The organism is Nocardioides sp. NPDC087217 (assembly GCF_044744805.1).
Taxonomy (GTDB): Bacteria; Actinomycetota; Actinomycetes; order Propionibacteriales; family Nocardioidaceae; genus Nocardioides.
Window position 1 is genome coordinate 335,200 of sequence record NZ_JBIUZB010000004.1, and the last position, 24,620, is coordinate 359,819.

Annotated in this window: 27 protein-coding genes; 7 read left to right on the forward strand and 20 right to left on the reverse strand. The window is 69.5% G+C overall.

Annotated elements, in window-relative coordinates; translation table 11 throughout:
• Positions 1-2 precede the first annotated feature (2 nt).
• From ACIO3S_RS19715 to ACIO3S_RS19745, 7 genes are all read right to left on the reverse strand, one after another.
• Positions 3-734, reverse strand: a complete 732-nt coding sequence (locus ACIO3S_RS19715) for a hypothetical protein (protein WP_400467239.1) — start codon at positions 732-734, stop codon at positions 3-5.
• Positions 731-1,633, reverse strand: coding sequence for a VWA domain-containing protein (locus ACIO3S_RS19720; protein WP_400467242.1), 903 nt, complete (start codon positions 1,631-1,633; stop codon positions 731-733). The genes ACIO3S_RS19715 and ACIO3S_RS19720 overlap by 4 nt, the downstream gene beginning before the upstream one ends.
• Positions 1,634-1,712: 79 nt before the next feature.
• Positions 1,713-2,786, reverse strand: a complete 1,074-nt coding sequence (locus ACIO3S_RS19725; RefSeq protein ID WP_400467245.1) for a VWA domain-containing protein — start codon at positions 2,784-2,786, stop codon at positions 1,713-1,715.
• On the reverse strand, positions 2,777-3,280 hold the full coding sequence (locus ACIO3S_RS19730; RefSeq protein WP_350715490.1) for a hypothetical protein: 504 nt from the start codon (positions 3,278-3,280) through the stop codon (positions 2,777-2,779). The genes ACIO3S_RS19725 and ACIO3S_RS19730 overlap by 10 nt, the downstream gene beginning before the upstream one ends.
• Entirely contained in the window at positions 3,267-4,154 is an 888-nt protein-coding gene (locus ACIO3S_RS19735; protein ID WP_400467248.1) for a DUF58 domain-containing protein, read from the reverse strand. The genes ACIO3S_RS19730 and ACIO3S_RS19735 overlap by 14 nt, the downstream gene beginning before the upstream one ends.
• 25 nt (positions 4,155-4,179) lie before the next feature.
• On the reverse strand, positions 4,180-5,193 hold the full coding sequence (locus ACIO3S_RS19740; RefSeq protein ID WP_355021236.1) for a MoxR family ATPase: 1,014 nt from the start codon (positions 5,191-5,193) through the stop codon (positions 4,180-4,182).
• Positions 5,194-5,266: 73 nt separating this feature from the next.
• Complete coding sequence (locus ACIO3S_RS19745; protein WP_400467251.1) at positions 5,267-5,878, reverse strand: alpha-ketoglutarate-dependent dioxygenase AlkB; 612 nt, start codon at positions 5,876-5,878, stop codon at positions 5,267-5,269.
• 89 nt (positions 5,879-5,967) lie between these two features.
• Between ACIO3S_RS19745 and ACIO3S_RS19750 the strand changes: the two genes are divergently transcribed.
• Positions 5,968-6,738, forward strand: coding sequence for a GntR family transcriptional regulator (locus ACIO3S_RS19750; protein ID WP_400467254.1), 771 nt, complete (start codon positions 5,968-5,970; stop codon positions 6,736-6,738).
• Between the two features lie 33 nt (positions 6,739-6,771).
• Here the strand turns inward: ACIO3S_RS19750 and ACIO3S_RS19755 are convergent, their stop codons facing one another.
• Positions 6,772-7,122, reverse strand: a complete 351-nt coding sequence (locus ACIO3S_RS19755) for a hypothetical protein (RefSeq protein WP_400467257.1) — start codon at positions 7,120-7,122, stop codon at positions 6,772-6,774.
• Positions 7,123-7,185: 63 nt separating this feature from the next.
• Here ACIO3S_RS19755 and ACIO3S_RS19760 point away from each other — a divergent pair, with 63 nt between their 5' ends.
• Entirely contained in the window at positions 7,186-7,449 is a 264-nt protein-coding gene (locus tag ACIO3S_RS19760; protein WP_400467260.1) for a DUF4031 domain-containing protein, read from the forward strand.
• Here the strand turns inward: ACIO3S_RS19760 and ACIO3S_RS19765 are convergent, their stop codons facing one another.
• From ACIO3S_RS19765 to ACIO3S_RS19800, 8 genes are all read right to left on the reverse strand, one after another.
• Positions 7,450-8,691, reverse strand: a complete 1,242-nt coding sequence (locus tag ACIO3S_RS19765) for an MFS transporter (RefSeq protein WP_400467263.1) — start codon at positions 8,689-8,691, stop codon at positions 7,450-7,452.
• A 123-nt stretch (positions 8,692-8,814) separates the two neighbouring features.
• Positions 8,815-9,432, reverse strand: a complete 618-nt coding sequence (locus ACIO3S_RS19770) for a hypothetical protein (protein WP_400467266.1) — start codon at positions 9,430-9,432, stop codon at positions 8,815-8,817.
• Positions 9,433-9,449: 17 nt separating this feature from the next.
• The gene (serA, locus tag ACIO3S_RS19775; RefSeq protein WP_400467269.1) at positions 9,450-10,646 is read right to left on the reverse strand and encodes a phosphoglycerate dehydrogenase; all 1,197 of its coding nucleotides are present in this window, start codon (positions 10,644-10,646) and stop codon (positions 9,450-9,452) included.
• Positions 10,647-10,720: 74 nt separating this feature from the next.
• The gene (locus ACIO3S_RS19780) at positions 10,721-11,572 is read right to left on the reverse strand and encodes a peptidoglycan-binding protein (protein ID WP_400467272.1); all 852 of its coding nucleotides are present in this window, start codon (positions 11,570-11,572) and stop codon (positions 10,721-10,723) included.
• A 138-nt stretch (positions 11,573-11,710) separates the two neighbouring features.
• On the reverse strand, positions 11,711-12,367 hold the full coding sequence (locus tag ACIO3S_RS19785) for an exonuclease domain-containing protein (RefSeq protein ID WP_400467275.1): 657 nt from the start codon (positions 12,365-12,367) through the stop codon (positions 11,711-11,713).
• Positions 12,368-12,423: 56 nt separating this feature from the next.
• Positions 12,424-12,843, reverse strand: a complete 420-nt coding sequence (locus tag ACIO3S_RS19790; protein WP_400467278.1) for a hypothetical protein — start codon at positions 12,841-12,843, stop codon at positions 12,424-12,426.
• A gap of 37 nt (positions 12,844-12,880) precedes the next feature.
• Positions 12,881-13,177, reverse strand: coding sequence for a DUF2087 domain-containing protein (locus ACIO3S_RS19795; protein ID WP_160026936.1), 297 nt, complete (start codon positions 13,175-13,177; stop codon positions 12,881-12,883).
• Positions 13,174-14,196 carry a TIGR01777 family oxidoreductase gene (locus ACIO3S_RS19800; RefSeq protein WP_400467281.1) on the reverse strand — a complete coding sequence of 341 codons (1,023 nt, stop codon included), beginning with the start codon at positions 14,194-14,196 and terminating at the stop codon, positions 13,174-13,176. Before ACIO3S_RS19800 ends, ACIO3S_RS19795 begins: the two co-directional genes overlap by 4 nt.
• Before the next feature lie 92 nt (positions 14,197-14,288).
• On the opposite strand from ACIO3S_RS19800, the gene ACIO3S_RS19805 reads away from it, so the two are divergent.
• Both ACIO3S_RS19805 and ACIO3S_RS19810 read left to right on the forward strand, forming a co-directional pair.
• On the forward strand, positions 14,289-14,918 hold the full coding sequence (locus ACIO3S_RS19805; RefSeq protein ID WP_400467284.1) for a hypothetical protein: 630 nt from the start codon (positions 14,289-14,291) through the stop codon (positions 14,916-14,918).
• Entirely contained in the window at positions 14,915-15,538 is a 624-nt protein-coding gene (locus ACIO3S_RS19810) for a TetR/AcrR family transcriptional regulator (RefSeq protein ID WP_400467287.1), read from the forward strand. Before ACIO3S_RS19805 ends, ACIO3S_RS19810 begins: the two co-directional genes overlap by 4 nt.
• Before the next feature lie 6 nt (positions 15,539-15,544).
• Here the strand turns inward: ACIO3S_RS19810 and ACIO3S_RS19815 are convergent, their stop codons facing one another.
• From ACIO3S_RS19815 to ACIO3S_RS19825, 3 genes are all read right to left on the reverse strand, one after another.
• Positions 15,545-16,786, reverse strand: coding sequence for a DUF222 domain-containing protein (locus ACIO3S_RS19815; protein WP_400467290.1), 1,242 nt, complete (start codon positions 16,784-16,786; stop codon positions 15,545-15,547).
• A gap of 419 nt (positions 16,787-17,205) precedes the next feature.
• Positions 17,206-18,108 (reverse strand): aminoglycoside phosphotransferase family protein, encoded by a 903-nt coding sequence (locus ACIO3S_RS19820; protein WP_400467293.1) that lies wholly within the window; start codon positions 18,106-18,108, stop codon positions 17,206-17,208.
• Between the two features lie 54 nt (positions 18,109-18,162).
• A complete protein-coding gene (locus tag ACIO3S_RS19825) occupies positions 18,163-18,459 on the reverse strand; it encodes a DUF1905 domain-containing protein (RefSeq protein WP_160026948.1) in 297 nt (98 codons plus the stop codon).
• A 74-nt stretch (positions 18,460-18,533) separates the two neighbouring features.
• Here ACIO3S_RS19825 and ACIO3S_RS19830 point away from each other — a divergent pair, with 74 nt between their 5' ends.
• Genes ACIO3S_RS19830 through ACIO3S_RS19840 form a run of 3 tightly spaced genes read left to right on the forward strand, consistent with a single transcriptional unit; the run spans position 18,534 to position 19,941 of the window.
• Positions 18,534-18,998 (forward strand): pyridoxamine 5'-phosphate oxidase family protein, encoded by a 465-nt coding sequence (locus ACIO3S_RS19830; protein ID WP_400467298.1) that lies wholly within the window; start codon positions 18,534-18,536, stop codon positions 18,996-18,998.
• Positions 18,988-19,641 (forward strand): hypothetical protein, encoded by a 654-nt coding sequence (locus ACIO3S_RS19835; RefSeq protein ID WP_400467301.1) that lies wholly within the window; start codon positions 18,988-18,990, stop codon positions 19,639-19,641. The genes ACIO3S_RS19830 and ACIO3S_RS19835 overlap by 11 nt, the downstream gene beginning before the upstream one ends.
• 42 nt (positions 19,642-19,683) lie before the next feature.
• The gene (locus ACIO3S_RS19840; protein WP_400467304.1) at positions 19,684-19,941 is read left to right on the forward strand and encodes a hypothetical protein; all 258 of its coding nucleotides are present in this window, start codon (positions 19,684-19,686) and stop codon (positions 19,939-19,941) included.
• A gap of 3 nt (positions 19,942-19,944) precedes the next feature.
• Here the strand turns inward: ACIO3S_RS19840 and ACIO3S_RS19845 are convergent, their stop codons facing one another.
• Positions 19,945-24,594: a family 78 glycoside hydrolase catalytic domain gene (locus tag ACIO3S_RS19845; protein WP_400467307.1), complete on the reverse strand. Its 4,650-nt coding sequence runs from the start codon at positions 24,592-24,594 to the stop codon at positions 19,945-19,947.
• Positions 24,595-24,620: the final 26 nt, after the last annotated feature.

Here is a 24,620-nt window from a genome sequence, read left to right on the forward strand (position 1 = left end):
CGTCACCACTGGGGTTCGTCGCTGAACCCGCCGTAGTCGTCCAGGTCGGCGTCGTCGCGGCGGTAGGCCTCACCGTCGCCGTTGCGCCGGTCGAGCTTGTCCTCCTTCTCGCCCTGGTTCTGCGGCTCCTCGGGCGGGTCTTCCTGCTCGTTGGGCTTGATCCGCACCTTCGGGGTCAGCTTCTCCTTCAGACGCTCCTCGACGGACTCGCCCTGCTGGGACTGCTCGGGGCCCTGGCCGGCGTCGGTCGGGCAGTCGCCCTCCTTCAGCGTGGCCAGTGCGTCCTCGTAGGCCGCCTTCGCGCCGGCCTGGTCGCCGGCGTCCCGGGCGCGGTCGCCGATCGCCTCCTGGGTCAGTGACATGTTGATGCGTACGGTGCACTCGTGGTCCTCGGGCACGCGCTCCAGCGCCTCGCCGTAGTAGGCGACCGCGCGGGCGTTCTCGCCGAGCAGGAAGGCGGCGTTGCCGGCGTCGAAGTGGGCGATCCACGGCTGCAGGAAGTTGAGGTCGCGGTTGGCCGAGTAGTGCTCCATCGCGGTCGCGGCGTCACGTACGTCCCAGGCGTCCCGGCCACCGCGGTCGTGGTGACCCATCAGGATCACCTTCCCCAGGAAGGCGAGGCCGATGACCACCGGCACGATCCCGGCGAGGAGCAGCGCGCGCCGCACCTGCTCGCGAGGAGTGCGTAGCGGTTGCGGCTCGGTCGAGTCGACAGGCGTCTCGGTGACGGTCACGACAGCACCTCCTCGGCCTCGTGCGCACGGCGGCGATGGCCCCACAGCTCCCACAGCAAGAGTGCCAGGAGCGGGAAGCCGAAGAGCCAGGCCCGGGACGTCTCGCCGCCGGCGGAAGTCTCCTCGGTGAGCATCTCGGAGTCCCAGGTCGAGGCCTCCGTGGTGATCTCCTTGGTCTCCTTCGTTGTGCGGTGAAGGGTCTGAAGACCCATCTGACCTGCGATCTCGCGCAGGTTGGCGAGGTCGATCTGGGACCGGGCGTCCTGGCCGTCGCCGTCCTTGAGGTAGCCGTCCTGGGGACGTTCGTCATCCCAGGGCATCCGGCCGCCCTCCTCGGTGCCGTAGCCGAGCACCATGCCGCCGGCCGAGAGGTCGTCGACCTCGGCGAACGACTGCTGGTCGACGCCCTCGCGGGTGTTCTCGCCGTCGGAGGCGAACACCACGATCCGGCGCCGCTCGGGGTATCGCTCCTGGTCACGCTCCAGAGCCTCGATCATCTCCTCGCGCGGAGCATCGACCATCGAGCCGGACCCGTCGAAGGCCCGCTCGGCGTAGAGACCGTCGACCCATGCGTTGAAGGCTGTCGTGTCGTAGGTGAACGGCATCTCGGTGCGGACGACCTCGCCACCGAAGGTGATCGCGCCGAACCGCACCGAGGGCAGGGCCGCGGAGAGCGCCTTGAGGTCCTTCTTGAGCTGCGTCATCCGGGCCTCGCCGCCGGGTGCGTCCTCGGCGACCATCGACCGTGTCCGGTCGACCACGACGAGGACGTCGAGATCGGCCGTACGCATCTCGGCCGGCGCCGCTCCCCAGCTCGGGCGCACCAGGACGACGACGGTGAGCAGGACGATCAGCGCGCGGCGTACGAGCGTCAGGATCTGCCACCCTGCGGCGCTCATCGGGCCACCTCCGTAGCGCAGGCGCCAGAGTACGGACGCGGCCCGATGAAAGTTTCGTTGGTCGCTCGCTGACGCTCGCTCATCGGGCCACCTCGCTCGGTGGCCGGGTCTGTGGGGGCAACGAGCCTCCCGCCTGCCGGGGTGCCGGGCCCGGGGACAGCCGTCCGGAGCGGACCAGGGCGTAGACCCATCCGGCGATCAGCATGAGGACCCCGAGGACGATCGTCGCGATCGGCCAGCCGGGAGCGTCGCGGATCTGGTATTTCGGCGGCTCGACGACCTCGTCGGCGGAGAGCCGGTCGATGCCGGCCAGGATCGACTCGATCGAGCCGTCATCGCCGAGCAGCGAGAAGGTGCCGCCGGTGTCGGTCATCGCCTTGTCGAAGGTGGCGCGCTTGTCCTCCTGGAAGCTGAGGTCGGCGGAGCCGATGCCGTAGAGCTGGACGTCGCGCTCCTTGGCGAACTCGGTGGCCTCGGGCAGCGTGTAGACCGGCGGGCCGCCCTGCGGGTCGTTGTCGGAGGCGACGATCACCGCCCGGCCGCGCTCGGAGTTGGACAGGTCGAAGCGCTTGACGCAGGAGACGATCCCGTCGCTGATCAGGCTCGCCCGCTCCTTGCCGAGATAGGTTCCGGCGACGTACTCCTGGTCGCCGAGGGCGAAGGCCCGGCCGGCCCGTGCCAGCTCGTCCTGCACCCAGCCGTAGTCGTCGGTGAGCGGGAAGACGGTCACCGCGGCGTCGCTCCACAGCACGAGGCTGACCCGCTCGCCGTTGAGGCCGGCGACGAGCTGGGAGTAGGCCTGGGTGACCTGGGTGTCCTCGTCGAACATCGAGGTCGAGGCGTCCAGGCAGAGCACGATGTCGCGGGTGGAGTAGCGGTTCTGGGTGATGTCGGTGGTCTGCGGCCGGGCGATCAGCCAGATGCACCCGATCACCGCGAGCGCGATCCCCGCGGTCTGCCACCAGGACAGCCACCGCTGCTGGGTCGCGAGGTCACGGAACCGGGGGAGCCGCTTGAGCCGCTCGGTGTGGGCGACGAGCACCGCGTCGGCCGGGCGGCGATGCACCCGGGCGGCGAACACGACGATCGCGGCGACCGCGATGATGGTGAGGACCAGCACGATCGCGCCGAGAACGGGCCATTTCAGGTCCATGTCGTCACCACCTGCCGGGCGCGGCTCAGCGCCTCGGGGAAGCGCTCGGCAGCCTTGCCCTCCTCCTCGGAGGCGAAGGCCGGCGGGTACATCACCTCGACGGCCATCGCCAGCGGACGCGTGCGAGGGTCGCTGCGTACGGTCGCCTTGAGGTCGGCGAGGACCATCTTGTCGGCCGGGATCTGGCTGACCTCGGCGACGTAGTCGCGCACGGTGCGGCTCAGGTGCTGGTGGCCGACCCGCGCGGGGACGTCGCCACGGTGCACCGCCCGCTCGATCCGGTCGATCTCGGCCAGGTGCTCGGCGCGGAAGTCACGAGGCGCGGGCACCCAGGGCGTCTCGACCTCGACGACCGGCCGGCGCTTGCGGGTCAGCAGGATGACCGCGAGGTAGTAGAGCGCCACCGCGGCGAGCAGCGCGAGCGCGAGCACCAGCCACCAGCCCGAGTGGGCAAGCGGCTGCTGGAACTCCTCGGGGACGCTACCGGCGCGCATGGCGGTGCCTCTCCAGGAGATGGAAGACCGCGCCGATGGCGGTGGCGTCGTCCTGGACCCGCTGGTAGGCGATGCCCAGGCGGTCCAGGGTGCTGCGCAGGCCGTGCTCCTCGGCAGCGGCCAGCTCGGCGTACTGCGCCTGGAGGACCGCGTCGCCGGTGAGCCATCCCGGCAGGGCGGAGACGGTGTCGACGTCGACGGTCGGGGCACCGCCGGGCACGGCCGTGGTGGGGTCGAGGTCGTCGATGCCGGCGACCAGGACCTCGTGCTGGACGGTGAGGCGGCGCAGGACCGCCGCCATCTCGTCGCTGACCGAGTGCTCGTCGGTGACGACGAGCAGGATCGCGCGGCGGCGTACGTTGGTGGCGATGTGGCGCAGGACGGCGACGATGTCGGCCTCGGCTGCGTCGGGGGTGATCGCCTCGTGGGCCTGCCCGAGCGCCCGCTCGAGCGCGACCTCGGTGTCCGCGGACTTGGTGAGCTTCTGGGTCTCCGAGTCGCCGTAGGCGACCGCGACCTTGTCCCCGTGGCGTACGCCCAGCCAGCCGACCAGGCCGGCGGTGAAGATCGCCAGCTCACGCTTGGTCGTGGTGCCGGTCGCCTGGGCCGCCATGCTCCGGCCGGTGGAGATCGCCAGCAGCACCAGATGCTGGCGCTCGGCGGTGAACCGCTTGACCAGCAGGCTCCGGGACCGGGCCGTCGCCTTCCAGTCGATGTCCTTGACGTCGTCGCCGGGGACGTACTCCCTCAGGTCGTGGAAGTCCATGCTGCGCCCGGTCTGGACGCTGGCGTACTCCCCGTCGAGCAGGCCCAGGACCTTGCGGTGGGCATGGATCATCAACCGCGTGCGGATCCGGGGAAGGTACGTCGCCATTCTGTGCCTGATTTCCTGGCGCCACTCAGGGGCTCGGGACAGCGCGGACCAGCGCGTCGACCAGCATCTCGGGCTGGACCTTCTCGGCCAGCGCCTCGAAGCTGAGGTGGAGCCGGTGGCGCAGGATGCTGTGGCGCAGCTCGCGCACGTCTTCGGGAGTAACGTAGGAGCGGCCGAGCAGCAGCGCCGCCGCGCGCGAGGCCTGCAGGAACGCGATCGAGGCACGCGGGGAGGCGCCGATCTCGACGTAGGAACCCGTCTCCGGCCCGAGGAGCTGGCGGGCGTTGCGGGTCGCCTGGACGAGGGCGACGATGTAGCGCTTGATCGCCGGGTCGACGTAGACGCGCTTGGTCAGCTCCTGCAGCCAGATCACGTCGTCGGGGTCGGCGACCGGGCGGGTCACCTCGTGGTCGGGGCCGAGCGTGCCGGCCTCGATGCGCTCGAGGACGACGAGCTCCTCGGCGTCGCTGGGGTAGTTGACGATCTCCTTGAGCAGGAACCGGTCCATCTGCGCGTGCGGGAGGACGTAGGTGCCCTCCTCCTCGATCGGGTTCTGCGTGGCGAGCACCATGAACGGGCGCGGCAGCGGGTGGATGTGACCCGCGATGCTCGTCTGGCGCTCCTGCATCGCCTCGAGCATGGCGCTCTGTGTCTTGGCGGAGCTTCGGTTGATCTCGTCCAGCAGCACGAAGTTGGCGTGCACCGGGCCGAGCTGGGTCTCGAACTCGTGGTTGCGCTGGTCGTAGACCTGGGTGCCGATGATGTCGCTCGGCAGCAGGTCGGGGGTGCACTGGATCCTGGAGAACTGCGCCTTGACCGTCTGGCTCAGCGTGCTCGCGGCCAGCGTCTTGGCCAGCCCGGGAACGCTCTCGAGCAGCACGTGACCCTCGGAGAGCAGCGCGATCAGCAGCGCCGTTCTGAGCCGCTCCTGGCCGACCACACGGCTGCTGAAGGCGGTGCTGACCCGCCCGACGATCTCCTTCGCCCGGGCGATCTCCTCAGCGGACGGCGGGGCGATGGGTGGTGCGGTGGTGGTCAAGGCGGCTCCAGAGGCGTCGGCTGTCAGTCCCATCCTTTCCTACCAGCGTACGGACCGCATCTGGGACCCACCCTCAGAAGACGTTGCGGGGGCGGAACTGGACCGAGATCCGGGGGCCGGCAGAGGCGACCTTGGGGATGGCGTGCTCCCAGGTGCGCTGGCAGGAGCCGCCCATGACGACGAGGTCGCCGTGGCCCATCTGGATGCTCATCCCCTTGCCGCCTCCGTGGGGGCGCAGCGCGAGGCGGCGGGGGTCGCCGACGGAGACGATCGCGACCATCGTGTCGTCGGTGCGGCCTCGGCCGATCTTGTCGCCGTGCCAGGCGACCGAGTCGTGGCCGTTGCGGTAGTAGCAGCACCCCGCGGTCACGAACGGCTCGCCCAGCTCGGGCAGGTAGTGGGCCGTGAGGCGCCCGCGGGCTTCGGCGAGACGGGGGTGGGGGAGCGGGTCGCCCTGCAGATAGGTGTGCAGGAGCCGGGGTACGTCGACGACGCGGTCGTACATCTGCCGGCGCTCCTCGTGCCACGGGACGTCGCTCACCAGCGCCGCGAAGACGTCGTCGGGATCGGGCAGCCAGCCGCGGGCGATGTCCACCCAGGCGCCGCGGTCCAGCTGGATCCGCTCGTAGGTCGTCTCGGTGGTCTCGTCGTCTGTGGGGGCGAAGAGTGTTCCCTGGAAGTCCACCCCGTCACCATACCTCGCGATCGAACATGTGTTCTACGGAAATCGGCCATCGTTGTTTCGTTGCGGCTGATCTGCCTCATCTCGTTGCAATGTCACAACTTGACCAAACTCGGGACGTACGCGAGGTGTACACCTACGCTCTGGTCATGGTCCGGTCGGTCGAGGGAGAGCGGTCGCTCAAGCACGTCCAGATCCGTGAGTACGTCAGGGAGCTGGTCATCGGCGAAAGCCCTGGTGCCTCTGCGCCCTCCGAGCGCGAGCTGGTCCAGAAGTTCAGCGTCGCCCGAGCCACCGTGCGGCAGGCGCTCGACGCGCTCGTCGCCGACGGTCTGCTGGTGCGGATCCCGGGCCGGGGTACCTTCGTGGCGCGCCCGCCTCGGGCGGCGAGTCCGGTGCTCGGGTTCAGCGAGGAGATGGCCCGCCGGGGGATGCAGGCATCCTCCGAGACGCTGCTGCTCGGCCGGGAGAAGGCTGGGCCCACCATCGCCCGCGCGCTGAACATCAAGGAGGGCGCCGCCGTCGTCCACTGGCGGCGTCTGCGCCGCGGCGACGGGGTGCCGATCTGCATCGAGGACGTCTACCTCGACGAGGCGATCGTGCCCGGGATGCTCGAGCGGACCGCGCCGACCAGTCTCTACGCCGAGCTGGCCAGTCGCCATATGCGGCCGTCGTGGGTCGACGACACGTTCCGTGCCGATGTGGCCAACATCGAGGAGGCCACCCTGCTCGGCCTCTCGGTCGGTGTCCCCGTGCTCCGCAGGCAGCGTAAGTCGGTCGCGGGGGACCGCTATGTCGAGGTGTGCCGCTCGGTCTACCGTGCAGACCGCTATGCGCTGCACCTGCAGCTCGGTCCGTCCTGAACCTTCCGGGCTCTCCGGGCTCTCCGGGCTCGGTCAGAGATCGCCGAGCGGCGCGACCACGTCGCCGCTCTCCTCGCAGACCCAGATCGGGTCCGGACCTCCCAGGTCGGGAGTGATGTGGAGCGAGTGCGCCGGCGACTCCGGCGGACATGTGGTGCACACAGGCCAGCGCGCGGAGGCCTCGCCGTCGAAGAGCAGGTCCTGCACGTCCTGGGCGACCAGGCCGGCGACGTACGCCTTGCCCTCCGGCCACTGCTCCACCCACCAGCCGCGCTCGGTCATCGCGTCCTCGAGAGCGGAGACGGCTGCCGCACCGGCGAGTCCGCGGGCATCGAGGTCATGGAGCACCCTCGCCCGAGCCTCGAACAGCACTGTCGTGTTCATCAGGACCATTCTTGCCGACCGGTCAAGGCTGTGGCCTCAGGATGGACACGGTAAGAATGGCCCGTGATCCTCATCGACCCGCCGAACGTACCCAGTCGCGGCCGGATGTGGTCTCACCTCGCCAGTGACACCTCCTACGAGGAGCTGCACGCCTTCGCCAGCCGGATGGGCATCCCCGCCCGAGGCTTCGACCGGGACCACTACGACGTACCCGCCGAGGTCTACGACGACATGGTCGCCGCGGGGGCGGTCGAGGTCACCTCTCGGGTCCTGGTCGCTGCGCTCATCGCCGCCGGGCTACGCCGACGCAAAGGCGGCGCACGCTGACTACTCGGCCGGCGCGGCTGACTTCTCGCCCGGCGGGAGCGACGCCTCAGCGGGGGTGGACATCCGTCGCGTGGTGAGCCAGATGGCCGCCGCGATGAGCAGGCCGAGGCCGCCGCCGAGGACGAAGCCGCCCTGCCAGCCCATCAGGTCGATGGCGAACCCGGCGGTGGGCGCGCCGACGGCGCTGCCGAGGGTGATGGCCGAGCCGTGCCAGCCCATCACCTCGCCGCGTACGGTCGAGGGGACGCTGCTGGTGATCGCCTCGAGCGCGGCGGTCAGGGTCGGTGCGCAGAAGAAGCCGCTGAGCAGGAGCAGGACGGAGAAGGAGATCGGGTCCCAGGCGAACGCGGTCAGGACCGTCGTCGCACCCAGCAGGACGAGCATCACCGCGGTGGAGGGGTGGCTGTTGAGGGCGCCGTAGATGAGTGCGCCGAGCAGCGAGCCGAGCGCCCAGATCGCCATGACGATCCCGAGCAGGGCGGTGCGGTCGAAGTCGCGCATCGCGGCCACGGTGCCGAGGTCCTCGGCGATGAGGATGAGCGAGGCGGTGAAGGTGCCGGCGAGCAGGAGCGTGACGCCCGGGTTCACCCACGAGGGGAGCCCGAAGCGGCGCTTCGGAACCGCGTCGCTCGGGACGGCGTCGCTCGGAACGGTCGGCTCGCCCTCGGTGATCATCGGGTTGAACAGCCACAACACGACGGCCGCGGCGATCCCGAGCCACTGGATCAGCAGCATCGCCCAGGCAGTGCCGAAGTAGCTGGCGCCGAGCACGCCGATCACCGGACCGACCATGAAGCCCAGCTCGGTCATCATCGCGTCGGCGCTCAGTGCCGCGGTGCGCTGCCCGGGGCCGACCGAGCGGATCATCACCTGGCGCACGACCGAGAAGGACGGGACCGTGAAGAGCCCGGCGACGGCGACCAGCGCGAGCAGCGGGAGGTAGCCGACCCAGGGAGCGATCGACCAGGCGATCGGGAGTACGGCCAGCGGCAGCAGGAGCGTACGCCGCAGGCCGAGGCGGTCGAGGAGCCGGCCGAGCCAGGGGGCGGAGATCGCCATCGCGATCGCGAGCACCGTCGAGACCAGGCCCGCCTCGGCGTAGGAGCGGTCCAGCGGGCCGACCACGTGGAGGGTCACGATGACAGAAGACGCCGGCATCGGGATCCGCAGGAACAGACCCAGCACGAGGATGCGGCGCACGTCGGGGATCCGCCACAGGTCGGCGTACGTCTGGAAGCTCACGCCGCCACCTCCGTAGCGCAAGCGCCAGAGTACGGACGCGGCGGCGTGACGGTCTGTTGGTTCCCTCGCTGAAGCTCGCTCACCGACGAATTCTGTCACCGGGGAGCGGTTCTTTACGAATCGTTATCGATCGTGTGACAGGTATGTGTCCAGGGTCTCCAGCTCGGCCGAGACGTTGGCTCGTGCGGCGGCCTCCCAGCTGATCCTCGCGAAGGGTGTCGAGAAGAGCGACTCCTTCTCCAGCAGCCGCTCGAGGACCTGGGCACGACCGATGCGAAACTCCTCGTCGGAGAGGTGTTGGTACTCCTCGCGGACGGTCGCGGCGTACTCCGCATAACGCTCCGCCGGCGCTGCCAGGATCGCCAGGTCGGCATCGGAGAGCACCCGGCCGCTGTGGTCGTCGGGGGCGGGATCGTGGGTCTCGGTCAGCCGCACCAGCCGGGCGACCTCGGCCACGGCGTCGGCATCCAGGTGGGCGCCCAGCGCGTCCTCGGCCCAGGTGGCCGAACGCTCCTCGGCGTCCCGCTCCCCGTCGTAGACGGAGTCGTGGAAGAACGCCGCCAGGGTGACCGTCAGCGGGTCGAAGCGCTCTCCCTCCGCCCGCAGCTCCTCGATCCGGTCCAGCACCTCGGTGAGGTGCCGGCGGTCGTGATAGCGGCGGGTCGGTTCGTCGTACGCTGCCAGGACGTCATCGAGAAGGTCGGTCGCCTCTGGCAGCGGCCAATGTTGCGGGAGCTCCATGAGCCAGAACGCTAGCGTCAGGCGTGGTAGGCGCGCACCCACCTGGTGTGCGGGTTGGCTGTGATCTTCTCCAGCGTCGTCGCAGGTACGTCGGTCACGTCGGTCACCACGAAGCCGGTCTCACCGGCGGTGGCAAGGTACTGACCGGTGACGTTGACACCCTCGGCGGCAAGCAGCGCGTTGAGCTCGGCGAGCACGCCCGGGACGCTGTCGTGCAGCAGCGCGAGGCGTGCACCGGCGGCCAGCGGCGGCGGCTGGACGGCCGGCAGGTTGACGCTCAGCGCGGTCGACCCGGAGCGGATGAAGTCGCGCAGCTTGCCGGAGACGAACCAGCCGATCTCCTCCTGGGCCTCCTGCGTCGAGCCGCCGACGTGCGGGGTCAGGATGACGTTGTCGAGACCCTGCAGCGGGCTCTCGAAGGCGTCGCCCTGGGCCTTGGGCTCGATCGGGAAGACGTCGAGCGCGGCGCCGGCGATGTGGCCGGACTCGATGTGCTTGCGCAGCGCGTCGTTGTCGACCAGGAAGCCGCGCGCGGCGTTGATGAACAGCGACCGCGGCTTCATCTTCGCGAACTGCTCCTCGCCGAACATGCCCAGGTTGCCCGGGCGTCCGTCGATGTGGATGGAGACCACGTCGGCCTCCTCCAGGAGCGCGTCGAGGGACTTCATCCGGCGTGCGTTGCCGTGGGCCAGCCGGTCGGCGATGTCGTAGAAGATGACGTACATCCCCAGTGCCTCGGCGATGTTGGAGAGCTGGGTGCCGATGTTGCCGTAGCCCACGATGCCCAACGTGCGGCCGCGGATCTCGTGGGAGCCCTTCGCGGACTTGTCCCAGACGCCGGCGTGCATCTTCTCGGTCTTCTCCGGCAGTCGTCGCGCCAGGGAGATGATGTAGCCGATGACCAGCTCGACGACCGAGCGGGTGTTGGAGTAGGGGGCGTTGAAGACGGCCACGCCGCGCTCGGCGGCTCCGACCAGGTCGACCTGGTTGGTGCCGATGCAGAAGCAGCCGATCGCTTTGAGGTCGGTGGCCGCGTCCAGCACGCGCGGGGTGATGTGGGTGTTGGACCGGATGCCGAGCAGCGTCACGCCCGGGAGGTCGGCCACCAGCTCGTCCTCGGAGAGAGACTTGCTGCGCAGCTCGACCTCGAAGCCGGCCTTCTCGAGGTTCTCGACAGCGACAGGATGGATGTTCTCCAGGAGCAGCGCCTTCATGGCTCAAGCCTAAGACGCGGGACGTACGCCTCCTCAATCCTGCCCGAGGGCCGGACGGCCGCACGCGGCGGTTCTCAGGACCAGTAGATGACCACGCCGTCGCCGATGTTCACCTGGTCGTAGAGCGAGGTGATGGCGCCGTAGTCGCGCACGTTCACGCAGCCGTGGGAGGCGCCGTTGTAGCCGTTGGCGGCGAAGTCGGGGGAGTAGTGGACCGCCTGGCCCCCGGAGAAGAACATCGCGAACGGCATCGGGGTCTTGTAGATGGAGGAGACGTGGTCGCGGCTCTTGGCGAAGACCGAGAACTGGCCCTCACGGGTGGGCAGCTCCTGCGAGCCGAACCGCACCTCGACGCTCAGCTGTACGGTTCCGCCGACGACCCAGCGCAGCACCGAGGTGGACTTGTCGATGCACATCACCCGACCGGTCAGGCAGCGCGGGTCGAGCTTGCCGGAGGGCACCGGCGGGGGCGCGTCGGTCAGCTCGGCCTCGGTCGGCTCGCGGGTCATCGCGTGCAACCGGTCGAGCGTGGTCTGGTCCACGAAGCCGGTGACCGCGATGCCGCGCTTGCCCTGGAACCCGGAGACGGCCTCGGTGGTGACGTTGCCGTAGAACCCGGTCACGCCCGCGTTGAACCAGCCGATCTGCTTCAGGCGCGCCTGCAGGTCACGTACGTTGTCGCCGCTGTCACCCTTGCCGAAGAGCCGCGGGCCCGAGGTCGGGGACGGCTTCGGCTCGGGCTTCGGCTTCGCGCTGGGCGACGGTGTCGGCGAGGCGCTCGGCGAGGGGCTCGCTGAAGAGGAGGCCGCGGCGGACGAGGTCGTCGCCTCGGCCCCAGGTGCGGCGGCCGGCTCCACGGCGCAGGCCGCGAACGTCGTTGCCAACAGGGCGGCGAGCGCCCCGGCGACCAATCCCCGGATGACCATCTTCATCGCCTCACTTCGGAGCAGGGCCCTCAAGGTGCTGTTACTTCAAGTAACGCGGGGCCGGCGACATAGTGATGTCCGAACCGGGTTCTCCGGTTGCATTTCTGCGGGAAATGTCCCGGATGGTGGGACGATCTCTCAGTGAAGCGGTCGCCGGACACGGCTGAACCAACGCCGTACGGTCCGTTTCAGCCGGTGTCGGGAGGTGTTGCACTCCACCAGCGGCAGGGTGAGCCCGACTCGGTCGGCGTCGGCCAGCTCGCGCAGCAGGATCTCCGCGGCGACCCGGGTGTCGTCACCGGCGTCGTGGGCCTTCAGCTGCTCGACCGCGTAGTAGGCCGCGATGGTCGCCAAGGACTTGTCCGGCACCTCCAGCGCGAGCGCCTTCGCGAACCGCATCGTGCACAGCCACTCCAGGACCTCGAGGCGTACGCCGGCACGGTCCGACTCCACGGCCACGAACGTCCAGTCGAACGCGGCGTTGTGGGCCACGAAGACTCGGCCGGCGAGGCGCTGGGCGATCGTGGCGGCGACGTCCCGGAAGAGCGGGGCACCGGCGAGGTCGGCGCTGGTCAAGCCGTGCACCTCGACCGGCCCCGGGTCGACGCCGGCGCCGGGATTGACCAGCGTCTCCCACTCCGACTCGGCGGTGCCGTCGGCGGCGATCTGGCGGATCGCCACCTGGATCACGCGGTCGCGGTAGGGGTCGAGCCCGGTCGTCTCGACGTCGAGGACCGCGTAGCCCCGGCTGTTGCGCCGGGCTTCGCTTCGGCCGCGTGATTCTGTGGTGGTCACAAGGCTGACGGTATCGGTGAGCACCGACAGTCCGGCCGGCGTCCCCGCGAGCGGGGTTAGCCCGACACCACGCCCAGGGCCACGATGCCGACGATGAAGAGCAGCAGCACGACCATCATGAGGACGAATCCGAGAACTCCGGGCTTGCGTTGCTTCTCGTGGCCGATCGCACCCTTGCTGAACCCGGTCAGCGGCGTGGCGTAGAAGACCGGAACGGTCTGGCCCTCGGCGACGTCGAAGCTCAGCGACGCCTTGCCGAACTTCCAGGTCCACTGGGCGTACATGTCGACGTTCCAGCGCCCCGGCGGCACCGGGAAGACGTTCCGGCCGTACTGCGTCGGCATCTGGTGGCCGTTGAGCAGCACCGTCGGCACGATCATGTTCGAGGTCATGTGGCTGCCCTGGATCGTCAGGTCGATCCACCCCACGGGCGGCTGTCCGGGCGCTGGCTGGCCCGACTGGTCCGGCATCGTCATGGGCCGAATCATGCCCGACGGGCGAGACCCTCGCCGCTCAGACCTCCACGCTCCCACCGTCGCGCCAGTAGTAGCCGTCTTCGCGCATCATGAACCCCTCTTCGAAGAGGTAGCGGCGCAGCGCGGCGACGTCCTCGTGGAACCGCCCCAGGATCTCGTTGACCTCCCGCTCGGGGTAGACCTTCCCCGGCTCGAAGGCCTGCGCGAGCTGGTTGAGCACCACCAGCTTCTTGACGTGCTTCGAGGGGATCGTCAGCAGCCGACCGTCCTTGCCGAAGAACCGCCTCAGGGTCTCGGCGTCGTCGGGTCGGGGCTGCCAGGTCGCGCGAGTCACCTTTTCATCGTGGCCGATCCGGCTCGGCGATGCGACTGGTTTCTCTGCCGCGTCCTTCTCTGCCGTGTCCGACGCCGGGCCCGGCTGACCAGGTCATGGGCGGCGGAGGCCCAGTCGGCGTACTCGAACTCGAAGCCAGCCTCGAGCAGCCTCCCCGGCGCGACACGACGGCTCTTGAGGAGCAGCTCGGTGTCCGTACGCAGCGCCCACGCTCCGATCTCGGCCATCCAGCGGGTGGCGGGCAACCCGATCGGCATCCCGGCCTCCGCGCGCAGCGTGCGCATCAGGTCGCGTTGGGGCAGTGGTCCTGGTGCTGCCAGATTCACCGGTCCGGAGATGTCATCGCGCCCGATGAGCAGATCGCAGGCGCGTACGAAGTCGGTCTCATGGATCCAGGAGACGAACTGGTCGCCCCCAGCGACCGGCCCGCCGAGACCGAGGCGCGCCATGGTGAGGAGTACGTCGAGAACGCCGCCCTTGCCGGGACTCATCACCATCGCCGAGCGGAGCGCCACCTTGCGGGTGTGCGGTGTCGCCCCCGCGGCCTGCTCGGCCTCCCAGCTCTTGGCGATCCTCGTGGAGAACTCCCAGTAGGCCGGGGTGTCGGGTTCGCTGCCGCCGATGATGCCGGTCGCCTCGTCGTTGGGCGCGTCGAAGCGGTGGGCGTAGATCGTCGCGGTGCTCATCTGCAGCCAGGTGCTCGGTGGGTTGACCGCCCTCGCGATCGCCTCGCCGACGACCCGGGTCGACTCGACGCGCGAGTCCATCATCTGCTTCAGGTTGGCGTCGGTGTAGCGACAGCTGACCGTCCGGCCCGCGAGGTTCACCACCACGTCCGCGCCGTCGATCTCCTCGGCCCACGGGCCGATCGTCCGGCCGTCCCAGACCTGATGACGTACGCCTTCCTCCAGCTGTTCCGGGTGGCGGGAGAGCACCACGACCTCATGTCCGCGCATGTTCCAGGCACGCCGCAGGATGCCTCCGACCTGGCCGGTCCCACCGGGGATGACGATCTTCATAGATCGGACGATACGGCCTATTTGAGCGATCGCTCAAGAGGTGCGCTACCTTGAATTTGAGCAATCGCTCAAATTGGTTGGAGGAGGCGTACGTGGCGGGTCTGGTGCGGATCTTTTTCGGAGCGTTCCTCCGAGCATGGTTGTTCGGCGTGGTGCTCGGGTTGGTGATGGGCGGTGCTTTCGGGAGCCTTCTCATGCCTGTCCTGGGGGCGGTCCTCGGCGGAGTGATCGGCGGAGTGATCGGCGGCGTCATGGGTGCGATGACCGGGTTGCCGTTTGCCGTTCTGGTGGCGCCGGTGTCGCTGCTTCGGCCCTCGGCGGTCGCGGAGCGGGCGTGGCCGGCAATCGTCGCGGCAGGGCTGACGTTCGTGCTGCTCAGTCAGGTCATGTTCTCGGGGGCGAGCCTGGATGCGTCTTCGGAAGACCTCGCCATCTTCGTCGGCATGGCTGTCGCTGCCGGTCTGCTCGCGGGATTCTTCGGTCGTGCGATCACCCGTCGTGCGCGGATCCGCGCGCTGCGTACTCCTGAGACCTTCGTCTACTTTGCGTTGGCGGGAACGGTGGTGTCGACCGTGCGACTCGTGATGGCGGAAGGATGGATCCATGCCGGGCCGTGGATCGCCCTGCTCTGCGCGTTCGTGGGCTTCATCGGTGGCGGCATACTCGGTCTCGTCCTGATCGGCTACAACCTGCTCGTCACAAAGGAGCCCGCCGCAGAATGAACCCCACCAAGGCCAAGCTGATGTCGGCGGTCACCGATCTGCTCAAGCAGGAGGGGATCGCCGGTCTCTCGGCGCGGTCGGTCGCCGACCGGGCAGGGGTCAACCAGGCGCTGGTCTTCTACCACTTCGGAACCGTCATGGATCTCGTCGACCAGGCATGCCGAGCGGCGACGGACGAGGCGGCGGCGTCCTACCGGGCAGAGCTCGCGGAGGTGACCTCGCTGGGTGAGCTGTTGGAGCTCGGGCGCGGGCTCCATGAGCGGGAGCGAGCCGCCGGCAACATCACGCTGATGGCTCAGCTCCTGGCCGGTGCGCAGCGCGACGAGACGCTGGCCGAGACAGCGCGTTACGCGTTGGGTCGATGGAACGACGAGGTCGAGGCCGCGGTCGCTCGCGCCTTGAAGGGAAGCCCGGTCGAGGGTGTGGTGGACGCGCCTGGGCTGTCGCGCGCGATCAGCTCGGCGTTCATCGGACTGCTCATGTACGACGGTGTCGACCGCGCCGGCGCGGATTCGGCCTTCGCCTCGCTCGAGCAGCTCGGCGCGCTCGTCGAGGTGATCGAGGATCTCGGACCGGCGGCCCGGCTCGTCCTTCGCTCTCGGCTCAAAGCCCGCGGCTAGCGCCATCTATGTGCGTCGCGTGAATCGGATGTCGCCGTTGGGTAAGCGTTCGTGGAGGTAGGTGGCGTCGTGGGCGCGGTGGTGGTGATGGCTGCAGAGCAGGGCAGCGTTGTCGAGGTCGGTGGCCCCGCCTTGGGTCCATTCGATCCAGTGGTGGGCCTCGGCCCAGGTGCCGGGGATGTCGCAGCCCTCGGCCTCGCAGGTCGCCGAACGCAGCAGGAGCGCACGGCGTTGGGCGGCGGTGAAGAACCGCTCCTTGCGCCCCAGGTCGAGGACCTCGGAGGCGCCGCCGAGGACCGCCGGGATGATGCCTGCGGTGCAGGCCAGCCGCCGGGCTTCGGCGGCGGTGATCGGGCTGCCACCGACGATCTGGGCGATGCCGGCTTCTTTGCGGAGCTGGTCGAGGTCGATGGTGACGATCACCGTGGTCGCATCGCCGCCGTGGATCGGCAGCCGCGATGGATCGAGGGTCTCCAGCAGTTGGCAGAACGCGCGTCCCAGGCGGCGGTCGTAGGGCAGGTAGTCGCCGGTGTCGGTGCGGGTGCCGTCATCGCGGCGGGGTGAGGCGAAGGCCTCGAGGGTGGTGGCGAGCCGGTCTGCGGTCGCGTCCGGGACCACTGCGGTGATCCGGGTGGTGCCGTCCCCCAGGCGCCGCATGGCCAGGCGTGTCTTCTTCCTCGCGTGGGCTTCCTCGGCGGCGAGGCGTTTCGCTTCTTCCGCTTCGGCGATCTCGGGGGCGATGACGTCGAGGATCCGGCGACCCAGGCGACGCAGCTGGGTGGGGTCGAACCGGGTCGCATAGGCGACCAGCGCTTCTTCGGCCTTGACGCGGATCTCGGGGTCGAGGTCGGCGGGCAGGTCGTCGAGGGCATTCAGGATCACGTGGGCCTGGGCGGGGTTGCAGGCACCGCGGCGCATCGCCTCCGCGACCTGGTGATAGGTCCGATCCAAAGCCTCAGAGAGCCGGAGGTCGGCTCGGAGGGTCTCGGGGCGTTGGTGGGTGTGGTGATGCAGCCACGCCGCGACATCCCGCGCCGCGCTCTCGGCGGCCACGTCACCGGCGGTGGCGAGCACGCGCAGTTCGAGCTCAGCCAGCTGGGCTTTCGCGCGGGCGATCTCGAGCAAGGTGGTGGCCTTCTGGTCAGTGGCCATGAACACCGGATTCGCCTCAGAGACACAGGCAAGCGAGGCAGTGACCGCGACCACCGCCCCCAGCACAGGGTGCTGGGGCTGTTGCAGCGTGGTCATCGAACCGGTCACCTCCCGACGTACGAACTCAAGGGTTTCTGCCTGTGCAGAATCCCGGTTGGTTCGCTGGTCTCGGAGGCCCGGCAGTACGGGCTATTACTTACCCTCGCAGCTCAGCGTGTACGCCCCTGGTTCCCCTGGATTACCCCACCCCCGTTATCTCCCGGGTGGATGGGGCACGCCTCTTTCGAGGTGGTCGGCCTTCACGTTTACGCCTGCGCCGAGCCTACCACACAAGACAAAGCCAAGCCACGGGAAAAGCGGACAAACGCAATCAGGGACAGGTATCCCAAACCCAAATCCAGACCGCTGCTGGAAGCCCGCAAGACAGGCAAATGGCACCCAACCCAGACACCCTGCTTCTAAATCTCCCAACGCAATCCCGGTATTGGCTCCACCCACGCTGGAAGGCAAACCATTCAGCCGCCCAGAGCAGCCCTAGCCATCACAAGCCGGTCGGCGCAGCGTACGGGCATGGTCTGCCAGTAGTAGGGAAACGTCATGACGGCGATGAAGAGCGCCCAGCCGCGGCTGCGCAGCCAGGTGGCGTCGTCGAGGTCGAGGATCGTGCGGAACTCGTCGCGGCCGGCGGCGTCGAGGAGCTCCCAGGCGCAGATCAGGTCGACGGTGGGGTCGCCGACGGAGAGGGCGCCGAAGTCGAGTACGGCAGTGAGGCGGCCGTCGCGGGCGAGGAGGTTCTCGGCGAGCAGGTCGCCGTGGAGCCAGTGCGTCCCGGTCTCCGCCGGGGGCAGGGCCATCACCTCGTCCCAGACGGCCTCGACCGTGTCCAGGTCCAGCTCGAGATCGGCGAGCTCGCGACACTCCTTGAGGCGGAACCGGACGTCGGCGTCGAAGCCGGCGATCGGCTCGCCGCGATACCAGCGCAGCTCGGGGTCGGCGAGCGCCTCCTGAGGCACCTCGGTCCGGCGGAGCCCGGTCACGACCGCGGCCAGGTCCGCGGCGGTGACGCCACTCGCGCCGGGGGCGGGCTTCTCGCCATCGAGCCAGCGCACGACGCTCCAGCGCTCGGGGTAGCCGAAGCCCGGCTCGCCGACCGCCACCACCTCGGGTGTCGCCACGGCGAGGTTGGCCGCCAAGCCGGGCAGCCGGCGCGCCTCCTGCGTGATCGCGGCGGATCCGCGGGGCTGGCGGGGGAGGCGTACGAGATGCTCCTCGCCCAGTCGGAAGAGCCGGTTGGTCGACCCGGTCGAGTCCAGCGGGCGGAGGGGAAGCTCTGCGTACGCGGCGAGGTCCCGCCTCAGCAGGGACCGCACCAGGTCCGCGTCGATCATCAGCTCGTCGTCGTGCATTCGGGCGCTCATTGTGGCCGAGCCAACCACGCCGGTGGTCGGCTTCGCGCGGGATTTTCGCGAAGGTCAGACGAGGGTGATCGAGACGAGCGCACGGTCGCCGACCTGGAGGTCCTCGCGGCGGCGTACGTCCTTCTTGATCGGCAGCGCATAGCCTTCCTGGCCTGGGAAGACCGACGTCCTCCAGGTGGTCGTGCCGATCCGGGCCTCGACCCTGACCGACCCGAAGCCGCGCGGCGGGCCGGTCGCGATCGACGCCTCGCGGATCTCCTCGGTGACCTCGGGCGGCGCGGTCACGAAGATCCAGGCATCGGTCTCGTCCTTCCACGGCCACAGATCGGCCTCGAACTCCCAGGTCTCCATGTGCCCATTCTTCCCCCACAGCCTCATCCGGAAACCGCTACTCCGCCGGGACGACCGCGGATTAGGGTGCGGCCATGGCTGCCGACCCTCGTTCCCTCGCCCAGAGACTCTCCGACACCCGCGCCCGTCTCGAGAACGACATCGACCTGTGGATCGCCTCCGCGCACGACGACCAGCCGTGGTTGGTGCCGATCTCGTTCGTGTGGTGGGAGGGCGAGATCTGGATCGCGAGCATGGGCGGTGCGCGCACCCAGCGCAACCTGTCCGCCTCCCCGGTCGTACGCCTGGCGCTCGGCGAGCTGCGCGACGTCGTGATCATCGACGGTCGTGCGGAGGTCGAGCCGATGGAACGTACGCCGAAGCAGGTCCTGGAGATCTACGTCGAGAAGCAGGGCGGCGACCCGAGCAGGTGGGCGGACAGCCTGATCCGCGTCCGGCCGACGAAGGTCCAGGCGTGGCGAGAGGAGAACGAGCTCGAGGGACGCCACCTGATGCGGAACGGCCGTTGGCTGGACGAGGGTGGGTCCGATGGAAGCTGAGATCCCGCTGACCGAGGACACCTTCCAGGCGCTCGCCCGATCGTCGCCGTGGCGCTTCTCCGCGCTGCACTTCACCTGGCGGACGCGGGACGACGGCGACGTCGAATGCTGGTTGCGCCGACCTGGCTGGCTCCGCGTACGCGACGCCAGCGGGGACCGCGTGGTGCGGGGTGAGGCTCCGGTGTTCGATCCGGAGCCGGTCCTGCGCGCCGACGGTCTCGTGGAGAGCCGGTCGCGGGCCTACACCCACGACATCGACGACCCGATGTGGAACAACTACTTCTTCGTGTCGATGCTGGATCCCGAGGAGCTCTCCGCCGACGTCGTGCTGAGCGACCTGCGCTCGGCGGAGCGAGCAGGTCGGGAGACCTGGTGGGCGAGGGCGGTGCCCGGGGACGAGTACGAGCCGCGGTGCGGGTGTTGTCCGCTGCTGTGGTCCTGGGTCTCCGACCGCGACGAGTACGGCGACGGCGACCCGGACTGGGAGCCGTCCCCGGGGACGGTCTACCCCGAGGCGTACGACATCGCGCTGGACGTGGCGACCGGGGTCGTCGTGCAGCTGACCCCGGTCGGAGGCTCACGGCCCGATCTCGGCTTCGAGACCACGATCCATGAAGCAGAACTGTCGGTGGTCTCTGTTTAAGTGGTGGTGAGGACGACATCCGATCCAGACGGAGGAGATGTCATGACCATCAGCACGACCATCGATGAGGAGATCGACCGGCTCGAGGAGGAGCTCGGCGAGCGGCCTGCCTGTGAGTGCAGCTGCGGCAGCCCGGACAGCGACGCGGAGCCTTGTGGCGAGGTGGCGGCGTACGCGGTGACCGTGCTCTGCCCCGACGACCGCTGCACCCACACCTATCTGTTGTGCCGAGAGTGCCGGGATCAATGGGTGCAGAACTGTCCACCACCTCACCAGCTGCGCGTCGTTGCGCTCGGGTGAGGCTCATGCCGCCGGCACCACCCACACGTCGGCGACCGACGGGTCGTAGTCGGCGCCGGTGTCCCGGAACCGGATCCGCACCGAGCCGTCAGCGGTCATCGCCGAGGGCTCCACCAGGAACTGGTGGGTCATCGTGCCCTGCCCGCCGCTGGTGCGGGTCAGGTCGACGCTGTGTGCGACCTGACCGTCGAGCTCGACGTCGTAGGTCTTGCGCCGTGCGCCGTCGAACGTCTCGACGATACGGACCACGAACGATCCATCCGTCGGCACCGCGGCGTCGAACTCGAACCAGCCGCCCGGGTAGGAGGAGTGCGTGTAGCGGCGGGTCAGCCCGGCCTCCTGATTGGTCCCCGACCGCTCGGAGGCGGTCAGTCGGTGCGCCGTCTCCGAGGTGGTCTCACCGAGGTCGACGTGATCGGTCGATTCCGACGGCGGCGTCGCGAGTCCGACGGTCACGGTGGCCGCCGCCTGCTCCGCCGGCGTCGCTCCGGTCGCCGCGGTCAGGGAGACCGGGCCGGCCACGACCGTCTGCGGCACGACGACCTCTACGTCCACATCGGCGTCCTGACCGGCCGGGATCTCGTAGCCCACCGGCTCCGCCGACCAGCCGGCGGGACCGGTCAGTGACAGCTCGCCGCGCTGGGTGACGTCGCTGCGGTTGTGCAGTGTGGCGGTGATGGTCGCGGTCTGTCCGCCGTCGACCGATGCCGGGGCGCTCGATGTCGCGGTGATCTGCACGCCGGGTCCGACCATCAGGGTGCCTCCCACCGGGAGCCTGGCGGTGCCACCCGAGCGGCTGTAGGACAGCTCACCGCTGAGCTCCGCGGGACCCACGGCCGCATCCTCCGGCACAGTGACCTCATAGGCGTGCTCGACCTGTCCGCCGGCGGGCACGGTGCCGGCGGGCGCGCCGACCGTCTCCGCGGTCCATCCGTCCGGCACCTCGAGCGACGAGGTCACCTCCTGCAGCGACTGCTTGCCCGAGTTGTCGACCCGCACCGACACCTCGACGACATCGCCGGGGAGGACCTCCTCGTCGGGCACCTGCAGGACGGCGACGGCTCCGACCAGCCGGGCCGCGGCGCGCGAGAGACTCTTCTCGATCGTCGTGAGCCGATCACGCAGACCTGCCGCGGTCGCCTCGGTGAGCGTGCCGTTCTCGGCGTACATCTGGACGGCTCGGTCGAGGTACGCGGCCGCTGCGAGGGAATGGTGGACCGCCTCGGCGATCCGCTCCTCCTCGGCGTCACCAGCGGCGAGCTCCCATGCCTCGTCGATCTGGCCGCGCAGCAACGCGGTCCGCTTCGCGAGGTCGCGCTTGGCGGCCCTGCCCGCGGGGCCGGCGAGGTCGAGGGAGGAGACGTTCGCGGCCGTCGCGGCAGTCTCCGCCCGAGCGGCGCCGAGGTCCCCGAGGGCGGGGGCGACCGCGAAGCTGTAGTCACCGGATCCGACCTCGAGGACGACCACGTCCTCGTCCTCACGCACGAAACCGACGTGTTCCGAGTCCTCGATCGGCGAGCCGCCCTCGGTCACCGCCCACCGGTTGGCGGCGGGGATCCGCACCTCGGCGGTCGTGTTGGCCGGGACGGTCACCTCGAGGGTCATCGGCCCGTCGTGGGTCGCCCAGGCGCTGCGTACGGTGCCGTACGGGGTCTGCAGGCTGTAGTCGACGTCGTCGACACCGTCTCCGGGCTCGGGGGCGATCGTGATCTTGCGGTAGCCGGGCTCGGCGGCCGAGACGCCGGCCATGGTGCGATACATCCACTCGCCGACGGCGCCGTAGGCGTAGTGGTTGAAGGAGTTCATGCCCACGTCGTTGAACGTGCCGTCCGGGTTGATCGAGTTCCAGCGCTCCCAGATCGTGGTGGCGCCCTTGCCGATCTCATAACCCCACGACGGGTAGTCCTCGTGCTGCAGCAGCCGGTAGGCGATGTCGGTGCGTCCCGCCTTGGTCAGCGCGGGCAGCAGCCCGTCGACGCCGAGGAACCCGGTCGAGAGGTGGTAGTCACGCCGCTCGAGCGTCTGCACGAACTGGTCGTAGACGGCCTCGCGCCGGTCCTCGGGCTCGAGGTCGTTGGTCAGGGTGAGGATGTACGCCGTCTGGCTGTCGCCCTTGACGGACCCGTCGGCTGCGATGAACGCCTGCTGGTACGCAGCCCGGATGGCCTCGTAGCGCGCCTGGTAGGCAGCGGCGTCGGCGTCCCTGCCGATCGCCTTCGCCATCTGTGCGAACTCCCGGGTGCTCTTCGCGACGAAGGCGGTGTCCAGGACGTCCGCGGGTGTCGGGTCGTCGAGGTTGAGCCAGTCCAGGTAGCCGCCGGCGGACCGGATGTGCCCGGTCGAGTCGGCGTCGAGGAAGTCGACGTAGCGCTTCATCATGTCGTAGTTCTCGGTGATGACGCCGGTGTCGCCGTAGGCCTGCCACAGCGTCCAGGGCACGTGCACGCCCGCGTCCATCCAGCCGGCCGACTCGTAGCCGCCGTCGAAGCGGCCCGGGACGACCGGGGCCACGCCGGGGAGCGATCCGTTGGGTCGCTGGGTGTCACGCAGGTCCTGCAGCCACTTGGTCAGGAACGACTCGGAGTCCATGTTGTAGACCGCCGTCCGGGCGAACACGTTGATGTCACCGGTCCAGCCCATCCGTTCGTCGCGAGCCGGGGTGTCGGTCGGGATGGAGAGGAAGTTGCCGCGCATTCCCCACACGATGTTGCTCTGCAGCTGGTCGACCAGGTCCGAGCTGGTGTCCAGCGTGCTGGCCAGGTCGCCGTCGGTGCCGACCACGACGCCCACGATGTCGGAGGCATCGGGCGCCTCGTCCAGCCCGGAGATCTCGACGTAGCGGAAGCCGTGGAAGGTGAAGGACGGCTCGTACGTCTCGGGCTCGTCCGACCCGAAGGTGTAGGTGTCGGTGGCCTTCGCACTGCGGAGGTTGGCGGTGTAGAGGGTGCCGTCCGGGTTGAGCACCTCGCCGTGGCGGATCGTGACCGTCCGGCCCTTCTCGCCCTGCAGGGTGAGACGGACGTGGCCGACCATGTTCTGGCCGAGGTCGTAGAGGTAGACACCCTCGGTCGGGGAGTCGATCCGCTTCGCAGTCTCGAGCTCCTCGGTGACGCGTACGTCGACGGCCGTCTGTGGCTCGAGCACGTCGGTCGGCTCGTCCCTGACGGCGACCGCGGCCCAGTCCTGGTCGTCATATCCGGGCCGGTCCCAGCCTTCGACCTCCGCCGCGCGGCGAGCGTCGTACCACTCACCGTCGAGGAGGTCGGCCTCGCGCGTCGGTCCGCCGGTGGTGCGCCAGGTGTCGTCGGTGCGTACGACCTCGCTGGTGCCGTCGGAGTAGTCGACGACGAGCTCTGCGATCACGGAGTTGTCGGTGCCGTAGACGTCGGTGCCGAACATCGCGACCTTGCCGGAGTACCAGCCGGGTGCGACCTCGGCCCCGAAGACGTTCGATCCGGAGCGCACCAGCTCGGTCACGTCGTAGGTCTGGTAGTCGATGCGCTTGTCGTAGGCCGTCCAGCCGGGTGCCAGCTCGGCGTCGCCGACCCGCTCGCCGTTGAGGCGCAGCTCGTAGACACCGCGCGCCGAGGCATAGACGCGGGCGCGGGCGATGCTCTTCTCGCCCAGGTCGACCTCCTTGCGCAGCAGCGGCACCGCGTCGTCTCCGCGCAGCCACGCCTCGCCGCCGGCGTTGTCGACCCGGAGCCCGTCGGCGGTGACGGTGCCGGCGGTGAAGGTGCGGTCGCCGGCCGGGAAGTCGGTGTCCACGAGGGTGGTGCCACCGGCGCTGGTGACGGTCACGTCGTGGACCAGCCCGTGCTCGGCGCCGTTGGTGCGGAAGCCCATGACCCCGGGGCCGGCGAAGGTGGCATCGGTGCGCTGGTCGAGCTGCTGGCCGTCGATCGTGGTCGTGATCGTGTCGCCCGCGACGGTGATCGCGTAGTCGTGCTCGGCGGCGAAGTCGAAGCCGCTCGGGACCGGCTTCGCGGGCAGCACGGAGTAGCCGCCGTTGCGCTTCACGTGCGGACGAAGCGCGTCGTCGGACTCGCTGAACTGCCACATGTAGGCGTTCTCGGCGTTCTCGCCACGGAAGTACACGCCCAGGGCTCCGCCGATGTCCGAGGCGGTGAACTCGATCGTGTAGTCGGTCCACTCCGCGCCCAGCTCGGGAGTCTCCGCGCCGATCCAGTCCGCGGTCCACGCCTCCTTGCCGAGGCCGGTGGCGAACGTCGCCGGCTCGCTCCACGCGGAGGCGACGCCATCGTCGTCCCAGACCCGCACCGACCACACGTAGTCGGTGCGAGGCTTCAGTGCCGGCCCGGCGTACCGGACGTCGACGGACTGCCCGGACCTCACCTTCCGGCTGTCCCACACATCGGGGGAGCTGAGTCGTCGCTCCGAGGACGCGACCCGGATCTGGTACGCCTTCTGGGTCACACCGCGACGGTCGGAGTCGAGCTGCCACCCGAGTGTGGGGGCGGTCGTCGCGATGCCGAGAGGGTCGGCCAGCGCATTCGTACGCAGCTCGCCGACGACGGGCACGGAGCCCACGTCTTCGGTCGATGGAACGGCGCTGGCGGCGAGTGGGGGCAGTGCGGGGGAGAGGACGACGGCGAGGGTGGCCGTGACCAGCCCGGCGATGTGTCGGCGCACGCGGACTCCTGAGGTCGAGGAATTGA

What these genes read in the sequence shown, in the direction of transcription:
- ACIO3S_RS19720 (WP_400467242.1), bottom strand. Translation starts at nt 1,633, where the DNA reads ATGAGCGCCGCAGGGTGGCAGATCCTGACGCTCGTACGCCGCGCGCTG.
- ACIO3S_RS19725 (WP_400467245.1), bottom strand. Translation starts at nt 2,786, where the DNA reads ATGGACCTGAAATGGCCCGTTCTCGGCGCGATCGTGCTGGTCCTCACC.
- ACIO3S_RS19730 (WP_350715490.1), bottom strand. Translation starts at nt 3,280, where the DNA reads ATGCGCGCCGGTAGCGTCCCCGAGGAGTTCCAGCAGCCGCTTGCCCAC.
- ACIO3S_RS19735 (WP_400467248.1), bottom strand. Translation starts at nt 4,154, where the DNA reads ATGGCGACGTACCTTCCCCGGATCCGCACGCGGTTGATGATCCATGCC.
- ACIO3S_RS19750 (WP_400467254.1), top strand. Translation starts at nt 5,968, where the DNA reads ATGTCACAACTTGACCAAACTCGGGACGTACGCGAGGTGTACACCTAC.
- ACIO3S_RS19755 (WP_400467257.1), bottom strand. Translation starts at nt 7,122, where the DNA reads ATGAACACGACAGTGCTGTTCGAGGCTCGGGCGAGGGTGCTCCATGAC.
- ACIO3S_RS19770 (WP_400467266.1), bottom strand. Translation starts at nt 9,432, where the DNA reads ATGGAGCTCCCGCAACATTGGCCGCTGCCAGAGGCGACCGACCTTCTC.
- serA (WP_400467269.1), bottom strand. Translation starts at nt 10,646, where the DNA reads ATGAAGGCGCTGCTCCTGGAGAACATCCATCCTGTCGCTGTCGAGAAC.
- ACIO3S_RS19780 (WP_400467272.1), bottom strand. Translation starts at nt 11,572, where the DNA reads ATGGTCATCCGGGGATTGGTCGCCGGGGCGCTCGCCGCCCTGTTGGCA.
- ACIO3S_RS19790 (WP_400467278.1), bottom strand. Translation starts at nt 12,843, where the DNA reads ATGACGATGCCGGACCAGTCGGGCCAGCCAGCGCCCGGACAGCCGCCC.
- ACIO3S_RS19800 (WP_400467281.1), bottom strand. Translation starts at nt 14,196, where the DNA reads ATGAAGATCGTCATCCCCGGTGGGACCGGCCAGGTCGGAGGCATCCTG.
- ACIO3S_RS19810 (WP_400467287.1), top strand. Translation starts at nt 14,915, where the DNA reads ATGAACCCCACCAAGGCCAAGCTGATGTCGGCGGTCACCGATCTGCTC.
- ACIO3S_RS19815 (WP_400467290.1), bottom strand. Translation starts at nt 16,786, where the DNA reads ATGACCACGCTGCAACAGCCCCAGCACCCTGTGCTGGGGGCGGTGGTC.
- ACIO3S_RS19820 (WP_400467293.1), bottom strand. Translation starts at nt 18,108, where the DNA reads ATGAGCGCCCGAATGCACGACGACGAGCTGATGATCGACGCGGACCTG.
- ACIO3S_RS19825 (WP_160026948.1), bottom strand. Translation starts at nt 18,459, where the DNA reads ATGGAGACCTGGGAGTTCGAGGCCGATCTGTGGCCGTGGAAGGACGAG.
- ACIO3S_RS19830 (WP_400467298.1), top strand. Translation starts at nt 18,534, where the DNA reads ATGGCTGCCGACCCTCGTTCCCTCGCCCAGAGACTCTCCGACACCCGC.
- ACIO3S_RS19835 (WP_400467301.1), top strand. Translation starts at nt 18,988, where the DNA reads ATGGAAGCTGAGATCCCGCTGACCGAGGACACCTTCCAGGCGCTCGCC.
- ACIO3S_RS19840 (WP_400467304.1), top strand. Translation starts at nt 19,684, where the DNA reads ATGACCATCAGCACGACCATCGATGAGGAGATCGACCGGCTCGAGGAG.